General features: G+C 70.1%; 23 protein-coding genes. 13 read left to right on the forward strand and 10 right to left on the reverse strand.

Annotated elements, in window-relative coordinates; translation table 11 throughout:
- The first annotated feature begins 78 nt into the window (after positions 1-78).
- From AC1RN5_RS16445 to AC1RN5_RS16470, 6 genes are all read left to right on the forward strand, one after another.
- Complete coding sequence (locus AC1RN5_RS16445; protein ID WP_493042224.1) at positions 79-333, forward strand: DUF6489 family protein; 255 nt, start codon at positions 79-81, stop codon at positions 331-333.
- Positions 330-1,667, forward strand: coding sequence for a tRNA uridine-5-carboxymethylaminomethyl(34) synthesis GTPase MnmE (gene mnmE, locus AC1RN5_RS16450; RefSeq protein ID WP_493042225.1), 1,338 nt, complete (start codon positions 330-332; stop codon positions 1,665-1,667). The genes AC1RN5_RS16445 and mnmE overlap by 4 nt, the downstream gene beginning before the upstream one ends.
- A 225-nt stretch (positions 1,668-1,892) precedes the next feature.
- The gene (mnmG, locus tag AC1RN5_RS16455) at positions 1,893-3,758 is read left to right on the forward strand and encodes a tRNA uridine-5-carboxymethylaminomethyl(34) synthesis enzyme MnmG (RefSeq protein WP_493043000.1); all 1,866 of its coding nucleotides are present in this window, start codon (positions 1,893-1,895) and stop codon (positions 3,756-3,758) included.
- On the forward strand, positions 3,758-4,405 hold the full coding sequence (rsmG, locus tag AC1RN5_RS16460; protein WP_493042226.1) for a 16S rRNA (guanine(527)-N(7))-methyltransferase RsmG: 648 nt from the start codon (positions 3,758-3,760) through the stop codon (positions 4,403-4,405). Before mnmG ends, rsmG begins: the two co-directional genes overlap by 1 nt.
- 19 nt (positions 4,406-4,424) lie before the next feature.
- Positions 4,425-5,213, forward strand: coding sequence for a ParA family protein (locus AC1RN5_RS16465; RefSeq protein ID WP_493043002.1), 789 nt, complete (start codon positions 4,425-4,427; stop codon positions 5,211-5,213).
- Positions 5,214-5,220: 7 nt separating this feature from the next.
- Positions 5,221-6,093, forward strand: a complete 873-nt coding sequence (locus AC1RN5_RS16470) for a ParB/RepB/Spo0J family partition protein (protein WP_493042227.1) — start codon at positions 5,221-5,223, stop codon at positions 6,091-6,093.
- A gap of 339 nt (positions 6,094-6,432) precedes the next feature.
- Here the strand turns inward: AC1RN5_RS16470 and holA are convergent, their stop codons facing one another.
- The 4 genes from holA to AC1RN5_RS16490 form a co-directional block, all read right to left on the reverse strand.
- On the reverse strand, positions 6,433-7,485 hold the full coding sequence (holA, locus tag AC1RN5_RS16475; RefSeq protein WP_493042228.1) for a DNA polymerase III subunit delta: 1,053 nt from the start codon (positions 7,483-7,485) through the stop codon (positions 6,433-6,435).
- 9 nt (positions 7,486-7,494) lie between these two features.
- A complete protein-coding gene (gene lptE, locus AC1RN5_RS16480) occupies positions 7,495-7,989 on the reverse strand; it encodes an LPS assembly lipoprotein LptE (protein WP_493042229.1) in 495 nt (164 codons plus the stop codon).
- A 5-nt stretch (positions 7,990-7,994) separates the two neighbouring features.
- The gene (gene leuS, locus AC1RN5_RS16485; protein ID WP_493042230.1) at positions 7,995-10,580 is read right to left on the reverse strand and encodes a leucine--tRNA ligase; all 2,586 of its coding nucleotides are present in this window, start codon (positions 10,578-10,580) and stop codon (positions 7,995-7,997) included.
- Positions 10,581-10,697: 117 nt separating this feature from the next.
- Positions 10,698-11,204 (reverse strand): DUF3576 domain-containing protein, encoded by a 507-nt coding sequence (locus tag AC1RN5_RS16490; RefSeq protein ID WP_421933742.1) that lies wholly within the window; start codon positions 11,202-11,204, stop codon positions 10,698-10,700.
- A gap of 275 nt (positions 11,205-11,479) precedes the next feature.
- On the opposite strand from AC1RN5_RS16490, the gene AC1RN5_RS16495 reads away from it, so the two are divergent.
- The gene (locus tag AC1RN5_RS16495) at positions 11,480-11,845 is read left to right on the forward strand and encodes an NtrZ family periplasmic regulatory protein (RefSeq protein WP_493042231.1); all 366 of its coding nucleotides are present in this window, start codon (positions 11,480-11,482) and stop codon (positions 11,843-11,845) included.
- A gap of 81 nt (positions 11,846-11,926) precedes the next feature.
- Here AC1RN5_RS16495 and AC1RN5_RS16500 read toward each other — a convergent pair whose 3' ends face one another.
- Positions 11,927-12,469: a thiamine phosphate synthase gene (locus AC1RN5_RS16500; RefSeq protein WP_493042232.1), complete on the reverse strand. Its 543-nt coding sequence runs from the start codon at positions 12,467-12,469 to the stop codon at positions 11,927-11,929.
- A gap of 55 nt (positions 12,470-12,524) precedes the next feature.
- Here AC1RN5_RS16500 and AC1RN5_RS16505 point away from each other — a divergent pair, with 55 nt between their 5' ends.
- Positions 12,525-13,193, forward strand: a complete 669-nt coding sequence (locus AC1RN5_RS16505; protein WP_493042233.1) for a YggS family pyridoxal phosphate-dependent enzyme — start codon at positions 12,525-12,527, stop codon at positions 13,191-13,193.
- A gap of 86 nt (positions 13,194-13,279) precedes the next feature.
- Here AC1RN5_RS16505 and AC1RN5_RS16510 read toward each other — a convergent pair whose 3' ends face one another.
- Positions 13,280-13,888: a L,D-transpeptidase family protein gene (locus AC1RN5_RS16510; protein ID WP_493042234.1), complete on the reverse strand. Its 609-nt coding sequence runs from the start codon at positions 13,886-13,888 to the stop codon at positions 13,280-13,282.
- 57 nt (positions 13,889-13,945) lie between these two features.
- Between AC1RN5_RS16510 and AC1RN5_RS16515 the strand changes: the two genes are divergently transcribed.
- The 4 genes from AC1RN5_RS16515 (at position 13,946) to AC1RN5_RS16530 (ending at position 15,775) form a co-directional block, all read left to right on the forward strand.
- Positions 13,946-14,632, forward strand: a complete 687-nt coding sequence (locus AC1RN5_RS16515) for a response regulator transcription factor (protein WP_493042235.1) — start codon at positions 13,946-13,948, stop codon at positions 14,630-14,632.
- A gap of 105 nt (positions 14,633-14,737) precedes the next feature.
- Positions 14,738-14,914, forward strand: coding sequence for a hypothetical protein (locus tag AC1RN5_RS16520; RefSeq protein ID WP_493042236.1), 177 nt, complete (start codon positions 14,738-14,740; stop codon positions 14,912-14,914).
- 70 nt (positions 14,915-14,984) lie between these two features.
- Positions 14,985-15,362: a DUF7662 domain-containing protein gene (locus AC1RN5_RS16525; protein WP_493042237.1), complete on the forward strand. Its 378-nt coding sequence runs from the start codon at positions 14,985-14,987 to the stop codon at positions 15,360-15,362.
- Positions 15,359-15,775, forward strand: coding sequence for a type II toxin-antitoxin system VapC family toxin (locus AC1RN5_RS16530; RefSeq protein WP_493042238.1), 417 nt, complete (start codon positions 15,359-15,361; stop codon positions 15,773-15,775). Before AC1RN5_RS16525 ends, AC1RN5_RS16530 begins: the two co-directional genes overlap by 4 nt.
- Here AC1RN5_RS16530 and xth read toward each other — a convergent pair.
- From xth to AC1RN5_RS16545, 3 genes are all read right to left on the reverse strand, one after another.
- Positions 15,772-16,578 (reverse strand): exodeoxyribonuclease III, encoded by an 807-nt coding sequence (gene xth / locus AC1RN5_RS16535; protein WP_493042239.1) that lies wholly within the window; start codon positions 16,576-16,578, stop codon positions 15,772-15,774. The two genes, AC1RN5_RS16530 and xth, sit on opposite strands and share 4 nt — an antisense overlap.
- A 212-nt stretch (positions 16,579-16,790) precedes the next feature.
- On the reverse strand, positions 16,791-17,435 hold the full coding sequence (locus tag AC1RN5_RS16540; RefSeq protein WP_493042240.1) for a LolA family protein: 645 nt from the start codon (positions 17,433-17,435) through the stop codon (positions 16,791-16,793).
- Positions 17,436-17,525: 90 nt separating this feature from the next.
- The gene (locus tag AC1RN5_RS16545; RefSeq protein WP_493042241.1) at positions 17,526-19,661 is read right to left on the reverse strand and encodes a hybrid sensor histidine kinase/response regulator; all 2,136 of its coding nucleotides are present in this window, start codon (positions 19,659-19,661) and stop codon (positions 17,526-17,528) included.
- A gap of 131 nt (positions 19,662-19,792) precedes the next feature.
- Here AC1RN5_RS16545 and lpxA point away from each other — a divergent pair, with 131 nt between their 5' ends.
- On the forward strand, positions 19,793-20,581 hold the full coding sequence (lpxA, locus tag AC1RN5_RS16550) for an acyl-ACP--UDP-N-acetylglucosamine O-acyltransferase (RefSeq protein WP_493042242.1): 789 nt from the start codon (positions 19,793-19,795) through the stop codon (positions 20,579-20,581).
- A gap of 27 nt (positions 20,582-20,608) precedes the next feature.
- Here the strand turns inward: lpxA and fabV are convergent, their stop codons facing one another.
- Complete coding sequence (fabV, locus tag AC1RN5_RS16555) at positions 20,609-21,787, reverse strand: enoyl-ACP reductase FabV (protein WP_493042243.1); 1,179 nt, start codon at positions 21,785-21,787, stop codon at positions 20,609-20,611.
- Positions 21,788-21,939: the final 152 nt, after the last annotated feature.

Genomic DNA, 21,939 nt, shown 5'->3' on the forward strand with positions numbered 1-21,939 from the left:
GTGCCTTGCTATGCGTTGGCTACTAGCGCGCAGTGGCCGGTAGCGGCCATAACTATTGCTTGAAGGAAGGGCCCCGCCATGAAGATGACCATCGAGATCGACTGCACCCCCATCGAGGCCCGCACCTTCATGGGCCTGCCCGACGTCACCGCCCTGAACGACAAGCTGGTGGAGGAGATGCAGAAGCGGATGGAGAGCAACATCAACATGCTCTCCCCCGACGAGCTGATGAAGAACTGGACCGCCTTCGGGGTCGGGGCCCAGGAACAGTTCCGCAAGCTGATGTCCACCGCCGTCGACATCGGCATGGGCGGCGCCACCCGCCCGAAATGACCGACACCATCTACGCAGCCGCCACCGCGCCCGGCCGCGCGGCGGTGGCGGTCGTCCGCGTCTCGGGTCCGGCGACGCGGAGTCTGGTCAAGACCCTGGCCGGCCGCCAGGTGCGGGCCCGCGTCGCGGCCCTTCGCACCCTGAGGGACGCCCACGGCGCCGCGATCGACCAGGCCCTGGTGCTGCGGTTCGAGGCCCCGGCCAGCTATACCGGCGAGGACAGCGCCGAGTTTCACGTGCACGGCGGCCCGGCGGTGGTGGCCGCCCTGCTGGAGGCCCTGGCCGCCCTGGGCCTGCGGCTCGCCGAGCCCGGGGAGTTCACAAGGCGCGCCTTCGAGAACGGCAAGCTCGACCTCGCCCAGGCCGAGGGGGTGGCCGACCTGATCGAGGCCGAGACCGAGGCCCAGCGCCGCCAGGCCCTGGACCAGGTGGAGGGGGCGCTCGGCCGCGCCCACCAGCGCTGGCGGGCCGACCTGATCGAGGCCCTGGCCAATTTCGAGGCCGCGGTCGACTTTCCCGACGAGGAGGTCCCCGCCGAGGTGGCCGACCGGGCGCGTCCCTATCTCGACCGCCTGGTGGGCCAGCTGCACGCCGCCCTGGCCGACGTGGACCGGGGCGAACGGGTGCGGGAGGGGTTCAAGATCGCCCTGGTGGGCTCGCCCAACGCCGGCAAGTCCACCCTGCTGAACGCCCTGGCGGGCCGCGAGGCCGCCATCGTCACCGCCACCCCGGGCACCACCCGGGACGTCATCGAGGTCCCGATGCGGCTGGCGGGGTACAGGGTGCTGCTGGCCGACACCGCCGGCCTGCGGGAGACCGCCGACGAGATCGAGGCCGAGGGCGTGCGGCGGGCGCGGGCCTGGGCCGACAGCGCCGATCTGAGGCTCTGGGTGGTGGACGGCGCCTCGTCGGCCGTGGACCCACCCCCGGCCGAGCTGCGGGCCGGCGACCTCTGCGTGATCAACAAGGCCGACCTGCCCCCGGGGGACGATACGGGCCGGGCCCTGCTGGAATCCCGGGCGCTCGAGCTTGAACTGCACCGGATCAGCGCCCGGGACACCGGCCATGTGGGGGTGATCCTGGCGGCCCTGACCGATCACGTGGTCGGCCGCCTCTCCGGGGCCGAGCCCCCCACCGCCACCCGCCTGCGTCACAAGGACCTGCTGACCGAGGCCCTGGCGCGGCTGGAGCACGCGCTCCTGGTCCAGGGATCGCCGGAACTGGCGGCGGAGGACGTGCGGCTGGCCGGCCGGGCCCTGGACCGCATCACGGGGCGGATCGATCCCGAGGACGTGCTGGACCGGGTCTTCGCCACCTTCTGCATTGGAAAATAAGGTGTTTCACGTGGAACAGTGACTCTTTCCCTCCCCTTTATGGGGAGGGTGGACGGCGCGAAGCGCCAGACGGGTGGGGATACCTGCCGATACTCCCCCACCCAGATCGCTTCGCGATCTTCCCCTCCCCATGAAGGGGAGGGAGCGGCAGCAAGCCGCCCAGACTCTTTCACGTGAAACCCCCCGCCCCTTCCGCTATAGGAAGCCCCCGCCCATATGGCGCGGATGCGGAGTTTCGGCGTGACCTCCTGGGACGTGATCATCATCGGCGGCGGCCATGCGGGCTGCGAGGCGGCGGCGGCGGCGGCGCGGTTCGGCGCGCGCACCCTGCTGCTGACCCACAAGCTCGAGACCATCGGCGAGATGTCCTGCAATCCGGCCATCGGCGGCCTGGGCAAGGGCCATCTGGTCCGCGAGATCGACGCCCTGGACGGGGTGATGGGACGGCTGGCGGACAAGGCCGGCATCCAGTTCCGGCTGCTGAACCGCTCCAAGGGCGCCGCGGTGCGCGGGCCCCGCGCCCAGATCGACCGCAAGCTCTATCGCCAGGCCATGCAGGCCGAGCTGGCGGCCACCGCGAACCTGACAATCCAGGCCGAGGCGGTCGAGGACCTGCTGGTGGTGGACGGCCAGGTGACCGGGGTCGTGGGGGCAAGCGGTGAAATCTATTCCGCGGGACGGGTGGTGCTCACCACCGGCACCTTCCTGAAGGGCGTGATCCACCAGGGCGAGCAGCGCATCCCCGCCGGCCGCGTCGGCGAGGCGCCGGCCATCGGCCTCTCCGACCGGCTCTATGCGCTCGGCCTGGACATGGGGCGGCTGAAGACCGGCACCCCCGCGCGGCTGGTGGCCTCCACCATCGCCTGGGAGAAGCTGGAGATGCAGGCGGCCGACGAGGTCCCCTCCCCCTTCTCCTTCCTGACCGACAAGATCACCACGCCGCAGATCGCCTGCGGCATCACCTACACCAACGCCCAGACCCACCAGATCATCGCCGAGCGGCTGACCGAGTCGGCGGTCTATGGCGGGCGGATCAATGGGCGCGGGCCGCGCTACTGCCCCTCCATCGAGGACAAGGTGGTCCGCTTCGCCGACAAGACCGCCCACCAGATCTTCCTGGAGCCCGAGGGCCTGGACGACGACACGGTCTATCCCAACGGCATCTCCACCTCGGTCTCGGCGGAGACCCAGGACCTGTTCCTGCGCACCATCGTCGGCCTGGAGAACGTCCAGGTCCGCCGGCACGGCTATGCGATCGAGTACGACTATGTCGATCCCCGCGAGCTGTCGGCCACCCTGGAGGTCAAGCGCCTGCCGGGCCTCTACCTGGCCGGCCAGATCAACGGCACCACGGGCTATGAGGAGGCCGCGGCGCAAGGCCTGGTGGCCGGGCTGAACGCGGCGCGGGCCGCCTCGGGCGCCGACGCGGCCGTGTTCGGCCGCGACGAGGCCTATATCGGGGTGATGATCGACGACCTGGTGACCCGGGGCGTCACCGAGCCCTATCGGATGTTCACCAGCCGGGCGGAGTTCCGCCTGACCCTGCGCTCCGACAACGCCGACCAGCGCCTGACCGCCAAGGGCGTGGCCCTGGGCTGCGTCGGTGTTTCACGTGAAACAGCCTGGACCGCCAAGGCCGCCGCCCTCGCCGCCGCCCGCGGCCGCGCCGCCGAGCTGACGCTGACCCCCGACAAGGCCGCCAAGGCCGGCCTGCCGGTCAAGGCCGACGGCCAGCGCCGCGACCTGACCCAGCTGCTGGCCTATCCCACCATCGGCTTCGAGGACCTGGCGCTCATCTGGCCGGAGATCTCGGCGTGGGATCCGCAGGTGCGCGAGCAGATCGAGATCGACGCCGCCTATGCCGGATATCTGGACCGCCAGGAGGCCGATGTGGCGGCCTTCCGCCGCGACGAGAACCTGCGCCTGCCCGCCGAGCTGGACTATTCGGTGGTGGGTGGGCTTTCCAACGAGGTGCGGGACAAGCTCACCGCCATCCGCCCCCTGACGCTCGGCCAGGCGGCGCGAATCGAAGGCGTGACGCCCGGCGCGCTCACCGCCCTCCTGGCCCATGTCCGCCGGCGGGCCGCCTGATGGACAAGACCGACACCCTGCCGATCGAGGTCGAGACCGCCGCCGACTTCGCCCTGGCCACCGGCGCCGACGAGAGCGTCATCAACGACCTCAAGTCATACCAGTCATACCTGGAGGACTGGAACCAGCGGATGAACCTGGTGGGGCCCTCGACCCTGGAGATCTTCTGGTCGCGGCACGCCTGGGACTCCGCCCAGATCCTGCCCCTGGCGCCGGAGGCGCTGACCTGGGCCGACCTCGGGGCGGGGGCAGGTTTGCCGGGCATCGTGCTGGCGATCCTCAACAAACACCGCCCCGGCTTCCACATGCACCTGGTGGAAAGTATGGCCAAACGCTGCCGCTTCCTGACCGAGGTTGTGGAGGGTCTCCACCTGCCGGCCACCGTTCACAATTCTCGTGCGGAGGACTTGTCCCTGACTGTGGATATCGTCACCGCCCGGGCTTGCGCCCCGATGACCCGGTTGCTTGGGTACGCCCAGCCCTACCTGAAGCGCGGCGCCACCGCCTTGTTCCTCAAGGGGCAAGATGTTGCGGTCGAGCTGGAAGAAGCTACCAAATCTTGGAAGTTCGAGGCGGATGTCCTGCCCAGCTTCAGTGATGCGCGCGGGCGCATCGTACGCGTAAGGACGTTGAGCCGTGGCCGCTGATCCGAAACCCTTCCGGGCGCTGCGAATCCTGGTGGTCGCCAACCAGAAGGGCGGCGTGGGCAAGACCACGACGGCCATCAACCTGGGCACGGCGCTCGCCGCCGTCGGCGAGCGGGTGCTGCTGATCGATTCCGATCCCCAGGGCAACGCCTCCACGGGCCTCGGCATCCCCCATTCCAAGCGCAAGACCACCCTCTATGACGTGCTGATGGGGGACGCCCCCATCACCGCGGCCATCGTCTCCACCGACCTGCCCGGCCTCGACATCGTCCCGGCCCATGCCGACCTCTCCGGGGTCGAGCTGGAGCTGGGTCAGCAGGCCCGTCGCTCCTTCAAGCTGCGCGACGCCATCGACCCGATCCGCCAGTCGGGCGCCTATACCTATGTCCTGATCGACTGCCCGCCGTCCCTGAACCTGCTGACGGTCAACGCCATGGCGGCCGCCGACGCGGTGCTGGTGCCCCTGCAGTGCGAGTTCTTCGCCCTGGAGGGCCTGTCCCAGCTGATGCGGACGGTGGAGCTGGTGCGGGGCAGCCTCAATCCGAACCTGGAGATCCAGGGGGTGGTGCTGACCATGTATGACCGGCGCAACAGCCTGTCGGAGCAGGTGGCCAAGGATGTCCGCGCCCACTTCGGCGGCACGGTCTACGCCACCGTGATCCCGCGCAACGTGCGGGTGTCCGAGGCGCCCAGCTTCGGCAAGCCGGTGCTGGTCTATGATCTGAAATGCGCGGGGAGCCAGGCCTATCTGAAGCTCGCCCGCGAAGTCGTGCTGCGCGAGCGCGATCGCCGCGCCAAGGCCGCGTGAGGAAACAATGATGGTCGAAAAACGCGGACTGGGCCGGGGGCTGTCGGCCCTGCTGGGGGAGGTCGAGGAGACGCCGGTCACCGCCGGGGCCGCCGGCGGCCTGCGCGACATCCCCATCGAGCTGATCCATCGCAACGAGAAGCAGCCCCGCTGGGTCTTCCCCGAGGAAGAGATCGAGGAGCTGGCCGCCTCCATCCGCGAGAAGGGCGTGCTGCAGCCGATCCTGGTGCGGCCGGCGCCGGAGATGGACGGCCACTTCGAGATCGTGGCCGGGGAACGCCGCTGGCGGGCCAGCCAGAAGGCGGGACTGCATGTCCTGCCGGCCCTGGTGCGCGAGCTGAACGACATCCAGATGCTGGAGATCGGGGTCATCGAGAACGTCCAGCGGACGGCGCTCTCCCCCATCGAAGAGGCCAACGCCTACCAGCAGCTGGTGGAGGTCCACGGCCGCAGCGCCGCCGAGGTGGCCGACGCGGTGGGCAAGAGCCGGTCCCACGTCGCCAATCTGATCCGCCTGCTGGCCCTACCCGAGATGGTCCGGCACTACCTGATGGGGGGCCAGCTCACCGCCGGCCATGCCCGCGCCCTGCTGGGAACCCCCGACCCCCAGGCCCTGGCCGAGATCGTCATCGCCAGGGGCCTGTCGGTGCGCGACACCGAATCCCTGGCCCGCAAGGCCTCGGCCGGCGAGACCCCGGCCAAGGCGGCGCGTCCGGCGCCGGCGAAGGACACCGACACCCAGGCCCTGGAGGTCGACCTGTCCGAGGCGCTCGGCCTGACCGTCGAGGTGATCGACAAGGGCGGGGTCGGCGAGCTGCGGGTGAAGTACGCCAGCCTCGAACAGCTGGACGAGGTCTGCCGGCGGTTGACGCGGGCGTAGGGTCGCCGCTCTCAAGATGCTCCCCCTCTGGGGGAGCTGTCAGCGAAGCTGACTGAGGGGGACCTTGACTCTGGCTTCCAGGCTGAAGGTGTCGACGACGTCGATCCCCCTCCGACCCGGACCTACGGTCCGGGCCACCTCCCCCACATCGCGCTAACGCGCTGGGGGAGGATCTAAAATCGGCCCTGTGGCGCACAGAAGGTCGTCCGTCCGTATCCCTGGACGGCGGCGAAACGCCATCCTGTGGACGGATTCGGCGAAATCGACGTAAGCTATTCTAAAATATAGGGTATTCGACGCACACGACAGGCGGCGCAAAGGGCTGTTTTCGGCCCCTTTTCAGAGACCCAGGCGCTTGGCCCGGCCGGCGATCTGCAGGGCGAGCCGTTCGGCGATCAGGGCGTCCGGGGAGCCCGCCGTCTTGCACGCCTTGTCGGCGGCGAGCACCTCGGGCTGGATGCGGTCGAGCTCGGGCAGGGTCCAGGTGCGGGCCTGCCGCAGGAACTCCCGCTCGCTCTTCCAGAACACGCCCGAGGCCTTGGCCGCCTCCTGCAGGCCGGCGCCGGACTTGGCCAGGGTGAGCGTGCGGCGCATGCGGCCGAGATACATGCCCAGCGCCCGGACGGCGGCGGGGCCCCCCTCCCCCTCGGCGGCGGCGCGGCGCAGGCCGGCCTGGGCCTCGGCCAGGCGTCCGCCGAAGGCGTCGGCGGCGGCGTCTGAGAGCGAGGCCTCCGGCTCGACGCCGAGGAAGTCCTCCAGGTCCTTAGGCGTGGCGGTCATGCCGCTGCCGGGACCGAGGAACAGGGCCAGGCGCTCGATCTCCTGGCGGGCGACGCCGCGCTCCTTGGGCATGCGGGCCACGAACAGCTGCAGGGCCTCGGCGGTCAGGCCCACCCCGTCCTTGGTGAGCAGGTCGCGCACCAGGCGGGCGATGTCGCCGGGCTCGTCCTCGTAGCAGGGGATGGTCGCCGCCCCGGGCGCCTTCTCGGCGGCCTTGCGCAGGGCGGAGTTGCGGTCGAGGTTCCCGGCCTCGATCAGCAGGAAGGCGTCCGGATTGAGCTCGCCGGCCGCGTGCCGGGTCAGGGCCTCGGCGGTCATCTTGTCGAGGCTGGCCTTCTCGGTGGCGAACTTCAGCCGCACCAGGCGCCGGCCCCCCATCAGGGACTGAGCCGCCAGCTCGCCCTCCAGCCGCGCCCCGTCGCCGTCCAGGTCGCCGTCGGTGAGCAGGGCCACGTCGAAGGGGTCGTCGGGGCGGTCGCAGACCTTGAGCGCCAGCTGGTTGGCGCGGTCGCGAACCACGCCCATGTCGCGGCCATAGATCAGGGCGGCGCGAATAGTCTTATCGGGCGCGCCGAGGAAGCGTTCGATGTCCGGCCGCTTGGCGAGGATCATCGCGGGGCCTTACGACTTGGCGCCGGCCAGCCAGGTGGCGAGCTCGAGCTCAATCTTGCGGGCGGCCTCGCCGGCGGCGCGGTCCTGGGCGTCCTGCTGGGCGGCCACCGAGGCGTAGGGCTGGTCGGCCGAATCATAGGTCACCTCGACCCGCACCCGGCCGACCTTGGCCGCCGCGCCCGAGGGCAGGGCCACCAGGGTGTAGGCCGCGGTCAGCACGTATTCGTAGCGGGTGGCGACATTGTCGACCCGGATGCCGCGGGGATAGCGCTGCTCGGAGATCTGCAGGTCCATGCGGTACTTGGGCTTGAGGTCCGAGTCGCGGGCGAGCGCGTCGTCCAGGTGCTCGCGCATCAGCTGGCCGGCCCGGCCGGTGGGGGCCGAGACCTGCACCGAGGACAGGGTCGCCCCCACGCCGGGGCGGCCATAGAGCGGCGTGAAGCCGCAACCCGCCAGGGCGAGGGCGGCGAGCGCCAGGGCGCCGATTCTTGCGATGCGAGCCATGTGCCTCAGCTTGCCACGATGTTGACGATGCGATCCTTCACCACGATCACCTTGCGGATCGTGAGGCCCTCAAGGCGCCGTGCGATCTCGGGATCGTCAAGCACCATCTTCTCCACATCGGCCGGTTCGGCCCCGGCCGGCGCGGAAATCTCGCCCCGGCGCTTGCCGTTGACCTGCACCGGCAGGACGCGGACGGCGTCCTCGGTCAGCGCCGGATCGAAGTCGGGCCAGGGCGCGGAGACCACCATCCCCTCGCCGCCGATGCGGGCCCAGGCCTCTTCCGCCAGGTGCGGCGTGAAGGGGGAGACCAGGCGGGCGAAGGCCGACAGGGCCTCGGCGCGGGCCGCCAGCAGGGCGGGGCTCGCGCCCTCCGCCGGGGCGGCCTTCAGGGCGTTGAGGAACTCGTACAGGCGGGCGATGCCGGAGTTGAAGCGGAAGCCCTCCACGGCCTCGGTGACCGCCTTGACGGTGCGGTGGGTGGCGACCCGCAGGGCCACGGCCTTGGGGTCCGACGCGATATCGGCCGGTTCGATTTTCTCCGGCTGGGCGTCGAACTCGGCCCAGACCCGGTTGACGAAGCGCCAGGCGCCCTCGACCCCGGAGGTGGACCAGATGGAGTCCCGCTCGGGCGGGCTGTCGGACAGCACGAACAGCCGCGCGGCGTCGACGCCGTAGACCTCGAAGATGTCGCCCGGCGCCACGGTGTTGCGCTTGGACTTCGACATCTTCTCGATGTCGCCGATGATCACCGGCTGGCCGTCGGAGACGCGGACGGCGCGGCGCGTATTGCCCTCCGCCGTGATCTCCAGCTCCTTGGGCTCGACCCAGTCGCCGTTCTGCAGGCGGTAGGTCTCGTGGGTGACCATGCCTTGCGTGAACAGGCCCGCGAAGGGCTCCTTGGCCTCCAGCATGCCGGCGTCCGACAGGGCGCGGTTGACGAAGCGGGCATAGAGCAGGTGCAGGACGGCGTGCTCGATGCCCCCCACATACTGGTCCACCGGCATCCAGTAGTCGGCGGCGGCCTTGTCGATGGGGTCGGCGGCGTTCGGATTGGTGAAGCGGGCGAAGTACCAGGCGCTGTCGACGAAGGTGTCCAGGGTGTCGGTCTCCCGCGTCGCCGGGCCGCCGCAGTCGGGGCAGGTGGTCACCTTCCAGGTGGGGTGACGCGCCAGCGCGTTGCCGGGCTTGGAGAAGTCCAGGTCCTCGGGCAGGGCCACCGGCAGCTGGTCCTTGGGCACGGCGACCACGCCGCACTTGTCGCAATGGACCACCGGCACCGGGCAGCCCCAGCCGCGCTGGCGGGCCACGCCCCAGTCGCGCAGGCGGAAGACGGTGGCGCCCTCCCCCTGGCCCTGGGATTCGATGCGGGCGATGGCGGCGGCCTTGGCCGGCTCGATCTCCATCCCGTCCAGGAAATCGGAGCGGAAGAGGGTCCCGGGGCCCGTATAGGCCTCGGTTCCGACCTCATAGGTGGCGGGATCCTCGCCCGGCGGCAGGACCACCGGCTTCACCGGCAGGCCGTACTTGCGGGCGAAGTCCAGGTCGCGCTGGTCGTGGGCCGGGCAGGCGAAGATCGCGCCCGTGCCGTAGTCCATCAGGATGAAGTTGGCGATCCAGACCGGCAGCCGCCAGGCGGGATCGAAGGGGTGGGCCACGGTCAGGCCGGTGTCGAACCCGATCTTCTCGGCGGTCTCGATCTCGGCCTCCGAGGCGCCGCCCTTGCGGCAGGCCTCGATGAAGGCGGCCGCCTTGGGATCCTTGGCCGCGATCTGCTGGGCCAGGGGGTGGTCAGGGGCCACGCCCACGAAGCTCGCCCCATACAGGGTGTCGGGACGGGTGGTGTAGACCTCCAGCCCGGCGTCGAAGCCCTCCGGCGCGGCGCCCGCGAACTTGAAGGCGAACTTCAGGCCCTTGGAGCGCCCGATCCAGTTCTCCTGCATCAGCCGGACCTTCTCGGGCCAGCGGTCCAGGGTCTTCAGGCCCTCCAGCAGGGCGTCGGCATAGTCGGTGATGCGCATGAACCACTGGTTCAGCTTGCGCTTCTCCACCACGGCGCCGGAGCGCCAGCCGCGGCCGTCCACCACCTGCTCGTTGGCCAGCACGGTCTGGTCCACCGGGTCCCAGTTCACCACCCCCTCGCGGCGATAGACCATGCCGCGCGCCATCAGGTCGATGAACCAGGCCTGCTGCTGGCCATAATAGGCCGGGTCGCAGGTGGCGAATTCGCGGGACCAGTCGATGGAGAGGCCCAGCTGCTTCAGCTCGGCCCGCATCTTGTCGATATTGGCGTAGGTCCAGGCGCGCGGGTCGACCCCGCGCTCCATGGCCGCGTTCTCGGCGGGCAGGCCAAAGCCGTCCCAGCCCATGGGGTGCAGGACGTTGAAGCCCCGGGCCCGCTTGAAGCGGGCGTTGGCGTCGCCGAGGGTATAGTTGCGCACATGGCCCATGTGCAGGCTCCCCGAGGGATAGGGGAACATCTCCAGCGCGTAGTATTTCGGACGCGCGGGATCGATCTCCGCGCGGAACACGTCGGCGTCGGCCCAGGCCTTGCGCCACTTGGGTTCGACTTCTTTGGGATTGTACCGGGCCATGGCGGGGGCTTAGCGCGCTTTCACTGAGGAAGGGAAGCGGCCGGACACGCCGAAAGCGCGCCGACCTTACGAGTTCGGCGCGCCCGGTATTGTCAGATCCCCGAACGCGCCGGGGCGTTAGCCCCGAATGTTCGAGAGCTTAAGCTGACGCGCCTTGGTCAGGATGGCGTTTTCGATGTCGGTCTCGGTCTGGCCGGCCGACGGGGCGTCCACCCAGCCGCCCGCGCCGTCGCGGACCTGCTTGAAGACCGCCACGTTCAGGCCATCGGCCCGCAGGCGGGCGTCCAGGATATAGACCGTGCACTTGAAGCGCTCGTCGGGCTTTTCCGGATTGATGTACCAGTCGGTGATCACCACGCCGCCGTAGGGGTCGGCCGAGGCGAGCGGCATGAAGGCCAGGGTGTCGAGGGTCGCTCGCCACAGATAGCCATTGACCCCGATGGTCGGCTGTTCGCCGCTCGGAGCCGACTTGCCGCGTCCGCCAAGATGGAAGATGCCGCCGCCCTCTTCCTGGGTCTGGAAGGTCTTAGGGCCACCACTCGAGCAGGCCGCGAGCGCCGAAAGGCTGAGAGCCAAGGCCCCCGCCGCCACGCCACGCATCCACACTCCACGCACAAACGGCATATATCCGCTCCCAGTCGCTGTTCCGCGTCGGTTTCTCGCCGCGTCGCCGCCCCCGCGCCGGATGCCTCTATAACAACGCCCGAAGCGGCGCCAAACAGGAATCGCGTGGCCCTGCCGCCACAGGCGCCCAACGATCTGTCCACAGACCGGCCCTGCGGCGTGTTGACGTGTTGACCTCGCCCTTTGCGCGACTTTAATCGCATCAACGGTCACGCCTCTCATGGCGGGGCCGGGGCTTAGGGGCCATATAGGTGGTTATGTTCAATCGGACGGTCATGGCGCTTGTCGGCGCGGCGCTCATCGCGAGCGCCGGATCGATGGCTCATGCCCAGACGACCAAGAAGACCACCGACTTCACCGTGCGCAATGAGACTCCGACGCTGGCCCCGCCTCAGGCGGCCAAGGCGCTGAAGTTCGACGCGCGCAAGGGGCGCTGGGGGGTCACGCTCAATCTGCAGCAGCCGGACGGCCGCGACGCGCAATGGAACGACGTCCAGGCGGGCGCCTACTTCCGCGTGACGCCGTCGCTCCGGGTGGGCGGCGCCGTGGCCCTGGGGGAAAAGGAAACCCCCATGTACCGGAAGACCCAACCCCAGGACGGCGCCCCGCGCGTCCGCCTCGAGACCGCCTTCAAGTTTTAAGGGTCTCTTCAGACCGACCAAGAGAGCCGCCTTCGGGCGGCTTTTTTGATTCCGCACCTTCCCCCACATGCGTGGGGGAAGCTAGGCCGTGAACACCTCGACACCTGCGATCCCCACAACGCCCGTGGCCAACAGCCGCGCGGCGGTGGCCGAATTCACGCCGCCGAGGGCGTAGACCGGGCCGCGGGACAGCCTGACGATCTGGGCCAGGCGCAGCGGCCCGAGCGGCTGGCCCGCCGAGGCGCTGTTGGAGGGGAAGATGGCCGAGACCACGACGGCGTCGACCTTGGCGCGGGCCGCGCGCGGGCTGTGGGCGGCGGCCGTGATCAGCCAGCCGGGATGGCGTGCGCGGATCCTGGCGGCGCGATGAGCCAGACGCTCGGGCAGGTGGACCCCGTCGGCGCCGACCCGGGCGGCCAGGGCCTCGTCCGCGCCGATCAGCAGCTTCAGGCCGCGCCGCCGGGCGATGGCCCTCAGGCGCAGGGCCACGGCCAGGGCGTCGTCCGCCCCGAAGGCCCGGTAGACGATGGCCGATCCCCGCGGCAGGCGCTCCGCGATCGCCGCCGGATCGGGGGTGCGGACGGGGTCGGTGAAACAGAGCAGGGCGGGCAGGGGCTTTCGCAAGGCCGCGCGCCGCCGTAAGCAGGCCCCCGTCCGCGCCACTGTCCAGAACCCAGCTATGACCCGCTCCTTCGATCCCGCCGCCGCCCGCGCCGACATCCTGGCGCGTATCGCCGCCGCGGCGAAGGCCGCCGGTCGCGAGGCCGCCGATGTGACCCTGGTGGCGGTCTCCAAGCAACAGCCCTGGGACCGGGTGGCGACGATCCTGGAGACCGGGCAGGCGGTGTTCGGCGAGAATCGCGTCCAGGACGCCATGGCCGCCTGGGAAGGTCACCGCGAGGGGATCGAGCTGCGGCTGATCGGGCCGCTGCAGACCAACAAGGTCAAGGAGGCCGTGGCCTTCTTCGATGTCATCGAGACGGTGGACCGCGAGAAGCTGGCCGCCGCCCTCGCCGCCGAGATGGCCAAGCAGGGCAAGGCGCCGCGCCTCTATGTCCAGGTCAACACCGGGGAGGAAGAGCAGAAGGCCGGCGTGATCCCGCCCGAGGCCGACGCCTTCATCAAGGCCTGCCGCGAGACCCACGGCCTGACGATCGAGGGCCTGATGTGCATCCCCCCCGCCGATGAACCGCCCGGCCCCCACTTCGCCCTGCTGGCCAAGATCGCCGCCCGCAACGGGATCTCGAAGCTCTCCATGGGGATGAGCGACGATTTCGAGACCGCCGTGCGGTTCGGGGCCACCAGTGTTCGGGTGGGTTCGGCCCTGTTTGGTCCGAGGGGCTCCTAAACCCTTCCCGGAAACCCCGCCGTCATCCCGGCTCTCGGCTCCGCTGCGGCCGGGATGACGAGAATTGCCGGCTGAGCCACGGGCCCTCAGTCAGCCTTCTCCGGTTCTCCCACCCGCAGTTCCGGCCGGATGGGCCTGGACCGCCGGATTTCGTCCGCGGCCTCCATGGCGTCCAGGAACGGGTGCGGGTTGACGTCGACGATGGAGATGGCCGAGCCCGGCTGGGCCTTGGCGATCAGCTCCAGCACGTCCCAGGCCTGCAGGGCCACGCAGCCCTCGGTGGGCTCGAAGTTCGGCCGCGCCACGTGCAGGAAGATGGCCGAGCCCATCAGGGGGACCACCGGATCGTCGTTGTGGGCCAGGACCAGGATGAAGTCATAGACCTTGTCGTCGCGCCACAGGGCCTCGGCGCTGGCCGGGTAGGGCAGGGTGACGGGGCGGTTGTAGTTGGGATCGCCCGGCGCGTCGCACCAGCCGTCGGTGGGTTTGAGGGCCTGGATCGGCAGGGCGGTGGCGGGCGGCGGCATCCTGTCGGGGCGGTAGAGCACCCGGCGGATCGGCCAGACCCCCAGGGGCGAACAGCCGTCCCCCTCGCGCTTGTCGGCGGCCGGGATCACCCCGCCCTTGCCCAGGGCGCAACGGGTTTCGCGGCCCCCGATATCGAAGCGCCCGTCTGACATCGCCGTGAACAGCACGCTTCATTCCCCCTGAGCGGTTGGCGCTGGCGCCCGACACGGTGCATGTTCGCGCCCATGGCCCAACGCAAGACCCTACTCGTCGTCGACGACAATGATGATCTGCGCGGCGAACTCGCCGAGCAACTGGAACTGCACGAGGAATTCGCCGCCATCCAGGCCGCCACCGCCGGCGACGGCGTGCGCCAGGCCATCGAGGCGCGCCCCGACCTGATCCTGCTGGACGTCGACCTGCCCGACATGGACGGCCGCGAGGCCTGCAAGGTGATGCGCTCCAAGGGGGTCACCGCGCCGGTGATCATGCTGACGGCGGCCGACACCGACGACGACACCATCCGCGGCCTGGAGTCCGGGGCCAACGACTACGTCACCAAGCCCTTCAAGTTCGCCGTCCTGCTGGCCCGCATCCGCGCCCAGCTGCGCAGCCACGAGCAGTCGGAGGGCGCGGTCTTCCACCTGGGGGCCTACGAGTTCCGACCCTCGGCCAAGATGCTGGTGGACGCCAACCAGAAGAAGATCCGGCTGACGGAAAAAGAGACCAACATCCTGAAGTACCTCTACCGGGCCGGCGAGAAGCCGGTGAGCCGCGAGGAGCTGCTGGCCGAGGTCTGGGGCTACAACGCCGGGGTCACCACCCACACCCTGGAAACCCACGTCTATCGCCTGCGCCAGAAGATCGAGCCCGATCCCGGCAACGCCCGCCTGCTGCTCACCGAGGCCGGCGGCTACCGCCTGGCGCCGTAGAGCACGCTGGCTCTAGGCTCGGAATGGGCGCCTGACGGGGTCCCTCCGCGCCCGCCCGGTCCTATCGTCGGCTCCTGAACCGGAGATCGACGCATGGAGCCGCTGGTGAGCAAGGGACCTTGGCGCGAGGCCTGGACCGCCGCATTTCCGGTCCGCCGCGCGCGATCGGCGCAGCAACTTTCCCTGCTCTACGGCTTCGGCGTCGGCCTGACGGCCGGCTGCGCCATGATGCTGATGGCCTTCGGCCTGGGCATCGGGGTGGGGATCCTGGCCGGGGTGTGAGCGCGGCGTCCCGCAGCATCTTTACAGCTTTAATAATGCTGTTATGGTGGACCTTCAAGGAGGCTCGGCCATGGGAAAGTACGATCCGCTTGGGACCTTCCTGCAAGGCCAGAAGGGCGAGCGCGTCCCCGTGAAGTTCTCGGAGGTCGAGGAGATCCTTGGCTTCAAGCTTCCAGCGTCCAAGCAATACCCCGCCTGGTGGAGCAACAACCCCTCCAACAACCCGATGACCAAGACCTGGCTCCGCGCGGGCTACATGACCGAGCAGGTCGATACGGTCTCGGGGCGATTGGTCTTTCGCCGCACCCGTCCCCCGAAGGCCGCAGGCGCGACGCCACGCTCCGGCGGGTTTCCCGGTTACGGCGCCATGAAGGGCACCGTCCGCCTGGGTGACGGAGTCGACCTTACCGCGCCGGCCGATCCGGCGTGGGGTTCGGTATTCGAGTGACGCCGCCGCTGCTGCTGGACACCTGCGCGCTGATCTGGATTTCCCAGGCCGAACCGATCGACGAATCCGCCATGACCGCGCTCGATGAGCTCTGGAGGGCAGGGGGCGTCCCGCGGGTCTCGCCTATCAGCGCGTGGGAGATCGGCCTTCTGGTCGCTCGGGGGCGACTGACCTTGACCATGGCTCCGGCGCGCTGGTGGGAGGTGTCAGTGGAACGGATTGGCCTGGAGGTGGCGCCGATGCCGCCTGGGCTGCTCATCGCCTCGACGCAGTTGCCCGGGACGCCGCCTAGCGACCCTGCCGACCGGATCATAGCTGCGACCGCGCGTGAAAACGGCCTGCGCGTCATGACCCGCGACGGCAAGCTCCTGGCCTATGGCGAGGCCGGACACCTCGACACGATTGTCTGTTAGAGCCCGAAGTCGGCGCTGACCGGGGCGTGGTCGCTGGGGCGTTCCCATTCGCGGACGTCGTCATGGACCCGGGCCGCGGCCGCGCCGGCGCGGAAGGCGGCTTCCCGCAGGCCCGGCGAGATCAGCACATGGTCCAGGCGCAGGCCGCGGTTGGAGGCCCGGAAGTCGGCCGCCCGGTAGCTCCACCAGGAAAACAGCTTCTGCGGATCGGGGATGGCTTCCCGCACCAGGTCGGTGAACTGGCCGGCCGCCATCAGATTGGCGAAGGCGTCGAGCTCGATGGGGGTGTGGCTGACGATCTTCGACATCTGCTTGTGGCTCCAGACGTCGAACTCGCCGGGCGCCACGTTCAGGTCGCCGACGATGGCCAGGGGGGCCTTGGGATCGCGGCGGGCCATCTCGGCGGTGAGCTTCTCGTAGAAGTCGAGCTTGTGATCGAACTTGGGGTTGATCTCCCGGTCGGGGACGTCGCCGCCGGCGGGGATGTAGAAGTTCTGGATCTCGACGCCGGCCACCTTGGCCGAGACGCAGCGGGCGTGGCCCTCGCGGCAGACGTCGAGGGGCGCGACTTCCTCGAAGGGCAGGCGCGAGGCGATGGCCACCCCGTGCCAGCCCTTCTGGCCGGCGATCTTGATGTGAGGCAGGCCCATGTCGATGAAGGCCTGGCGCGGGAACTCCGCCTCCTGGCACTTGATCTCCTGCAGGCACAGGACATCGGGGGCCTGTTCATCGACGAAGCGGCCCACCTGCTCGGCGCGCAGGCGGACGGAGTTCACATTCCAGGTGCAGAGACGGAGGCGCATGCGCGGGGTGTAGCTGGCTTGTTCGGGAAAAGAAAACGCCCGGGCACTGGAGAAAGCCCGGGCGTAGTGGTGTCTCTCATGCCGCCGCCGGGAGGGGATAGGTTCCGGCACGGAACACGCCCGCTCGCACGGGCGCCATGAGTGGCATTATTGCAACTTCCAAATACAAACGTCAACAGGATTCACGAGGCTTATTGCCTGTTGTCCGATTGTCACATTTTGGCACGACCCACGCCCTTGGGCCGGGGATCGTTGAGGACGAAGAGGGTGGGGGCCAGGCCCGAGGCGCGCTGCAGGCCGCTGAGCCGGATCCGGGTCGACTGACCCTGGGCGTCGCTCACCGTCCAGCCCACCAGGGCCAGGGGGTTGTCGGAGAAGGTGAGGGTGATCTGGCCCTCGGCCTGCTTCTTGCCGTCGCGGGCGGTGATGGTGAAGCCGTCGGCCATGCGGCTGACGTCGCTGATCACCACGCCACGGTCGAGCTTGATCTGGCGGGCCAGGAAGATGGAGAGCGGGGTCGCCATCAGCGGATAGCGGTCGAAGGTCTTCAGCCGCGAGTCCGCCACCGAGACATTGGCCCCGTCGGCCACCACCAGCAGGCCCGAGGGCGCCTCATAGGCGAAGCGGGCCTTGCCCGGGCGCTTCAGATAGACCACGCCCTGGGTCATGGTCCCGCGCGCGTCGGTCTGGACGAAGCGGCCCTTGGCCTCGGTGAGGCCCTGCAGATAGGTGGCGGCGCGGTCCACCAGCGCCCGGTCGTCGGCGCTCAGCGGGGCGATGGCGGGACGGGCGGCGAGCGCGGGCAAGGGCAGGGCGGCGAGGCCGAGCGCCAGGGCGCGTCGTGTCAGTCGGGTCATGGACCAGGCTCCTTTTCGCGCAACAACCTATAGCGGCCGCGCGGCGTCAATAGGGCGGGAGAACGGCGCAGGGCGCCGGGCGTTCCCGGCTCAGGCCACGGCGGGCTCGGCGGCGCGCAGGCGGTCGGGCCACTCCGACAGCACCGCCAGCAGGCGGGCCGGGGAGATGGGCTTGCCCAGATGGTCGTCCATGCCGGCGTCGAGGCAGGTCTGCACCTGGTCGGGCAGGACATTGGCGGTCATGGCGATGATCGGCAGGCCGCGCAGGTGCGGGTGGGGCAGGGCGCGGATGGCCCGGGTGGCGGTCAGGCCGTCCATCACCGGCATCTGGACGTCCATCAGCACCAGGTCGAAGGGCTGGGCGCAGACCGCGGCGATCGCCTGCTGGCCGTCCTCGGCGGTGGTGATCTCGACGTCGAAGGGGGTCAGCAGGGTGGCGATCAGCTCGCGGTTCACCGCCACGTCCTCCACCACCAGCAGCCGCAGGGGGGCGTCCAGGTCGAGGGTCTCGGCGTCGTCGCCCTCCTCGGCCTCGAAGGCGTCGGTGCGGGGCAGGACCAGCTCGAACCAGAAGGTGGAGCCCTGGCCGGGGGTGGAGACGGCGCCGAGGGTCCCGCCCATCAGCTCCACGGTGCGCTTGCAGATGGCCAGGCCCAGGCCCGTGCCGCCATAGCGGCGCGAGACCGAGGCGTCGGCCTGGGTGAAGCGCTCGAAGAGCTGTTCGATCTGTTCGGGGGTGACGCCGATCCCGGTGTCGGTGACCTCCATGCGCAGCCGGCCGCAGTCGTTGGCCGCCTCGTCCTGGCGCACGGTCAGGGTGACCCCGCCCTGGCTGGTGAACTTCAGCGCGTTGGAGACGAGGTTCAGCAGCACCTGGCGGATGCGCGAGGGGTCCCCCAGCAGGGGCGCGATCTCACCCTCGGCGACCACCTCCAGGGTCAGGCCCTTGGCGGCGGCCTGGTCGGCCATCAGGGCGGCGATCGCCTGGGCGGGCGCGGCGGGATCGAAGGGCCGGGCCTCCACCTCCACGGCGCCGGCCTCCAGGCGGGAGAAGTCCAGCACGCTGTTGACCAGCTCCAGCAGGGTGGTGCTGGCGTCGTGGATCAGGCCGGCGTGGCGGGCGTCCTCCGCGGCGAGGCGCGGGGAGCGCCGCAGGACGCCGGAGAAGCCGATGATGGCGTTGAGCGGCGTGCGCAGCTCGTGGGTCATGTTGGCCAGGAACTCGGACTTGGCCGCGGCGCCCTCCTCGGCGCGCCGGCGGGCCTCCACCAGCTCGGTCTCCAGGGCCTTGCGGGCCTCGATGATGCGGGAGACCGAGATGATCTGCGGCGCGGCGCCGACCTCGCCGGAGGTGATCAGCCCGAAATTGGTCTCCACCCAGACCGGATGGCCGGCCTTGTGGAGGATCCGGTACTGCAGGGTGAGCTCGCCGCCGCGCGCCACCATGTCGGCGATCTCGCGCGGCACCCAGTCGGCGTCCTCGGGATGCAGGAAGGTGTAGTTGGGGGTGGCGAACAGCTCCTCCACCGAATAGCCCATGGCCGTGGCGATGGAGGGCGAGAGATAGCGCCGGCGGCCGTCCAGGTCGTTGAGGGCGATGACGTCGGTGATGTTGTTGGCCAGGACCCGGTACTGGGCCTCGGAGGTGCGCAGCTTCTCCTGGGCCTCGTCGAACCTGCGCCGCGCGGCCAGGGTGCGGACCACCGCGTCGCTGGCGAAGCCCAGGGACATGACCATCAGGCCAAACACCGCCAGCTTGGGCATGTGCAGCGGATTGGGCGCCAGGAACACCCCCCAGGCCAGGATGCCGGCGCCGGGCAGGGCGCCTCCCACCACGAAGCCCAGGGCCGACTGGTAGGCGTGGGTCTGGGCGAAGAAGATCACCGACAGCCACAGCGTCATGGCCATCACCGCCCCGGCCGGGGAGCCGGCGCTCCAGAGCAGGGCCCCCAGGGTCATCCAGGAGACGCAGCCGAAGGCCACCGTCGAGAGCTGGGCCAGGCGCAGGCGCGGGCTGGCGGCCAGGCCCAGATATTGCCGGCGCGAGGCCAGCAGGCAGAGGCTCTCCGACAGGGTCTGCAGGACCAGGAAGACGGCGCAGACCCGCCAGGGCAGCTCCAGGGAGGCCAGGGCCGCCACCGCCGCGGTGACGGTCATGCGCAGCGGAAACCCCTGGTAGGTCTTGGCCGCAAGCTCGTCGAGGCCGTCATCGAGCAGTGCGCGCATCGGGCTCTCCGGGCCGTTTCCTCAACGTAATCCGGGGGATGTTGCGCGAGGGTTACCATGTCGGCGCGCCGACGCAATCGGTCACGCAAGTTGAGTTGTGGCGCCCGCGGCCCCGCCCCAGGGTCGCGCCCATGAGCCAGGTCCACCCCACCGCCGTCATCGCCCCGGGCGCCCGGATCGCGCCGGACGTGGCGGTCGGCCCCTATGCGGTGATCGGGCCGCAGGTGCGGCTGGCGGCCGGAAACGTCGTCGGGCCGCACGTGGTGATTGAAGGGGCGACCGATATCGGCCCGGGCAACCGCTTCCTGCAGTTCTGCGCCATCGGGGCCGGGCCGCAGGCGGACGGCTGGGCCGGGGAGGAGGGCGCCCTGACGATCGGGAGCGGCAACGTGTTCCGCGAGTTCGTCACCGTCCACGCCGCCACCGGGACCGAGCCCACGAGGATCGGCTCGCGCAACCTGATCATGACCGGCGCCCATGTGGCCCATGACTGCGTGCTCGGCGACGACATCCGCCTGGCCAACGCCGCCACCCTGGGGGGCCATGTGCGGATCGCCGACCACGCCCAGGTCAGCGGTCTGGTCGCCATCCATCAGCATACCCGGATCGGAGCCCACGCCTTCGTGGCGGGAGGGTCCATCGTCACCCAGGACGCGCCGCCCTTCTGCCTGGTGCAGGGGGACCGGGCGCGGCTGGCGGGGCTGAACGCCGTCGGCCTGAAGCGGGCGGGGTTCAGCCCCGCCGAGATCGCCGAACTGCGGCGGGCCTACCGCATCCTGTTCCTGGGCGCGGGTCCCATGGAGGAGCGCCTGGCCGCCGCGCGCCACGGAGCCGGCGCCCACACCCTGGCCCTGATCGACTTCCTGGAAAGCTCCGACCGCGGCTGCATCTCGACGCCGCGCAGCCGGGCGACGGCGTAAGACCGGGATGACACTTGGGGGTGGGCGTTACGCCACCGCGGGCGCCACCTGCGGATCCTGCTCGGCGGCGTAGTCGACCCCGGCCAGGCCGAAGCCGAAGATCTTCAGGAAGTCGGACCGGAAGCCGGCCAGGTCGGCCAGCTCGGGCAGGGTTTCGGTGGAGATCCTGGCCCAGCGGCGCTTGACCTCGTCCTGGACGGGCGCCGACAGCTCCCAGTCGTCCAGCCGCACGCGGCCGGCCTCGTCGAGGGCCTCGGGCGCCGGCAGGACGGTGCGGAACAGCCGGTCGATCTGCTCGATGCAGCCCTCGTGCAGGCCCATCTGCTTCATCACCTTGAACAGCACCACCCCGTAGAGCGGCACCACCGGGATGGCCGAGGAGGCCTGGGTGACCACGGCCTTCAAGGAGACGACCCGGGCGGCGTGGTCGCCATGCTTGGCGCGGATGGCGGCGGCGGCCCGGTCGAGGTCCTCCTTGGCCTTGCCCAGGGTGGCCTTCCAGTAGATCGGCCAGGTCAGCTCCGAGCCGATATAGGTGTAGCTGAGGGTCTTGAAGCCCGGCGCCAGGACCCCGGCCTCGGCCAGGGCGGCGATCCACATCTCCCAGTCCTCGCCGCCCATGACCGCGACGGTTCCGGCGGTCTCCTCAGGCGTGGCGGGCTGGAGCTCGGTCTCGAAGACCTCGCCCTTGTCGGTGTTGAGGGTCTTGACGGTGACCGGGGCGCCCAGGGGCTTGATGGCCGAGCGGAAGGTCTCGCCGGTCCTGGGATGGGTGCGCACCGGGGCGGCCATGGAATAGACCACCAGGTCCACCTGGCCCAGATTGTCGGCGATGGCCTTGACGGTCTGCGCCTTCATCTCGTCGGAGAAGGCGTCGCCGTCCAGGGTGACGGCCTTGCGGCCGGCCTTGGCGGCCTCGGCCTCGAAGGCGCGGTTGTTGTACCAGCCGGCGCTGGCGGTCTTGGTCTCGCTGGGCGCCTTCTCGAAGGAGACGCCGACCGTGTCGGCGCCGCCGCCGAAGGTCGCCACGATCCGCGAGGCCAGGCCGTAGCCCGCCGAACAGCCCAGCACCAGGACCCGCTTCGGCGCGGCGGGGATCTCGCCCTTGCCGGTGACATAGCCCACCTGCTGGTGGACGTTCATGGCGCAGCCGGCCGGATGGGCGGTGGTGCAGATGAAGCCGCGGATACGGGGCTCGATGATCATGGGCGCCTCTTTTCGTGGAGGCGGAAGATACACGGGCGCGGCGAGAGGCCAAGCGGCTCACTCAACAGTGAAGCTCCCCCACCCGCTCGTCCCGGCGAAGGCCGGGATCCAGGTCGTAGGTCAGGACCTGAGCCAGGAAGCCAGACAGCGGC

This window comes from Phenylobacterium sp. GW821-FHT12F10, assembly GCF_058806695.1.

Bases quoted from the DNA above. Each gene is read 5' to 3' on its own strand.
- AC1RN5_RS16540 (WP_493042240.1), bottom strand. From the start codon at position 17,435: ATGACCCGACTGACACGACGCGCCCTGGCGCTCGGCCTCGCCGCCCTG.
- leuS (WP_493042230.1), bottom strand. From the start codon at position 10,580: ATGGCCCGGTACAATCCCAAAGAAGTCGAACCCAAGTGGCGCAAGGCC.
- rsmG (WP_493042226.1), top strand. From the start codon at position 3,758: ATGGACAAGACCGACACCCTGCCGATCGAGGTCGAGACCGCCGCCGAC.
- lpxA (WP_493042242.1), top strand. From the start codon at position 19,793: ATGAGCCAGGTCCACCCCACCGCCGTCATCGCCCCGGGCGCCCGGATC.
- mnmG (WP_493043000.1), top strand. From the start codon at position 1,893: ATGCGGAGTTTCGGCGTGACCTCCTGGGACGTGATCATCATCGGCGGC.
- mnmE (WP_493042225.1), top strand. From the start codon at position 330: ATGACCGACACCATCTACGCAGCCGCCACCGCGCCCGGCCGCGCGGCG.
- AC1RN5_RS16490 (WP_421933742.1), bottom strand. From the start codon at position 11,204: ATGCCGTTTGTGCGTGGAGTGTGGATGCGTGGCGTGGCGGCGGGGGCC.
- AC1RN5_RS16470 (WP_493042227.1), top strand. From the start codon at position 5,221: ATGATGGTCGAAAAACGCGGACTGGGCCGGGGGCTGTCGGCCCTGCTG.
- AC1RN5_RS16445 (WP_493042224.1), top strand. From the start codon at position 79: ATGAAGATGACCATCGAGATCGACTGCACCCCCATCGAGGCCCGCACC.
- AC1RN5_RS16545 (WP_493042241.1), bottom strand. From the start codon at position 19,661: ATGCGCGCACTGCTCGATGACGGCCTCGACGAGCTTGCGGCCAAGACC.
- fabV (WP_493042243.1), bottom strand. From the start codon at position 21,787: ATGATCATCGAGCCCCGTATCCGCGGCTTCATCTGCACCACCGCCCAT.
- AC1RN5_RS16515 (WP_493042235.1), top strand. From the start codon at position 13,946: ATGGCCCAACGCAAGACCCTACTCGTCGTCGACGACAATGATGATCTG.
- xth (WP_493042239.1), bottom strand. From the start codon at position 16,578: ATGCGCCTCCGTCTCTGCACCTGGAATGTGAACTCCGTCCGCCTGCGC.
- AC1RN5_RS16495 (WP_493042231.1), top strand. From the start codon at position 11,480: ATGGCGCTTGTCGGCGCGGCGCTCATCGCGAGCGCCGGATCGATGGCT.
- AC1RN5_RS16505 (WP_493042233.1), top strand. From the start codon at position 12,525: ATGACCCGCTCCTTCGATCCCGCCGCCGCCCGCGCCGACATCCTGGCG.
- holA (WP_493042228.1), bottom strand. From the start codon at position 7,485: ATGATCCTCGCCAAGCGGCCGGACATCGAACGCTTCCTCGGCGCGCCC.
- AC1RN5_RS16525 (WP_493042237.1), top strand. From the start codon at position 14,985: ATGGGAAAGTACGATCCGCTTGGGACCTTCCTGCAAGGCCAGAAGGGC.
- lptE (WP_493042229.1), bottom strand. From the start codon at position 7,989: ATGGCTCGCATCGCAAGAATCGGCGCCCTGGCGCTCGCCGCCCTCGCC.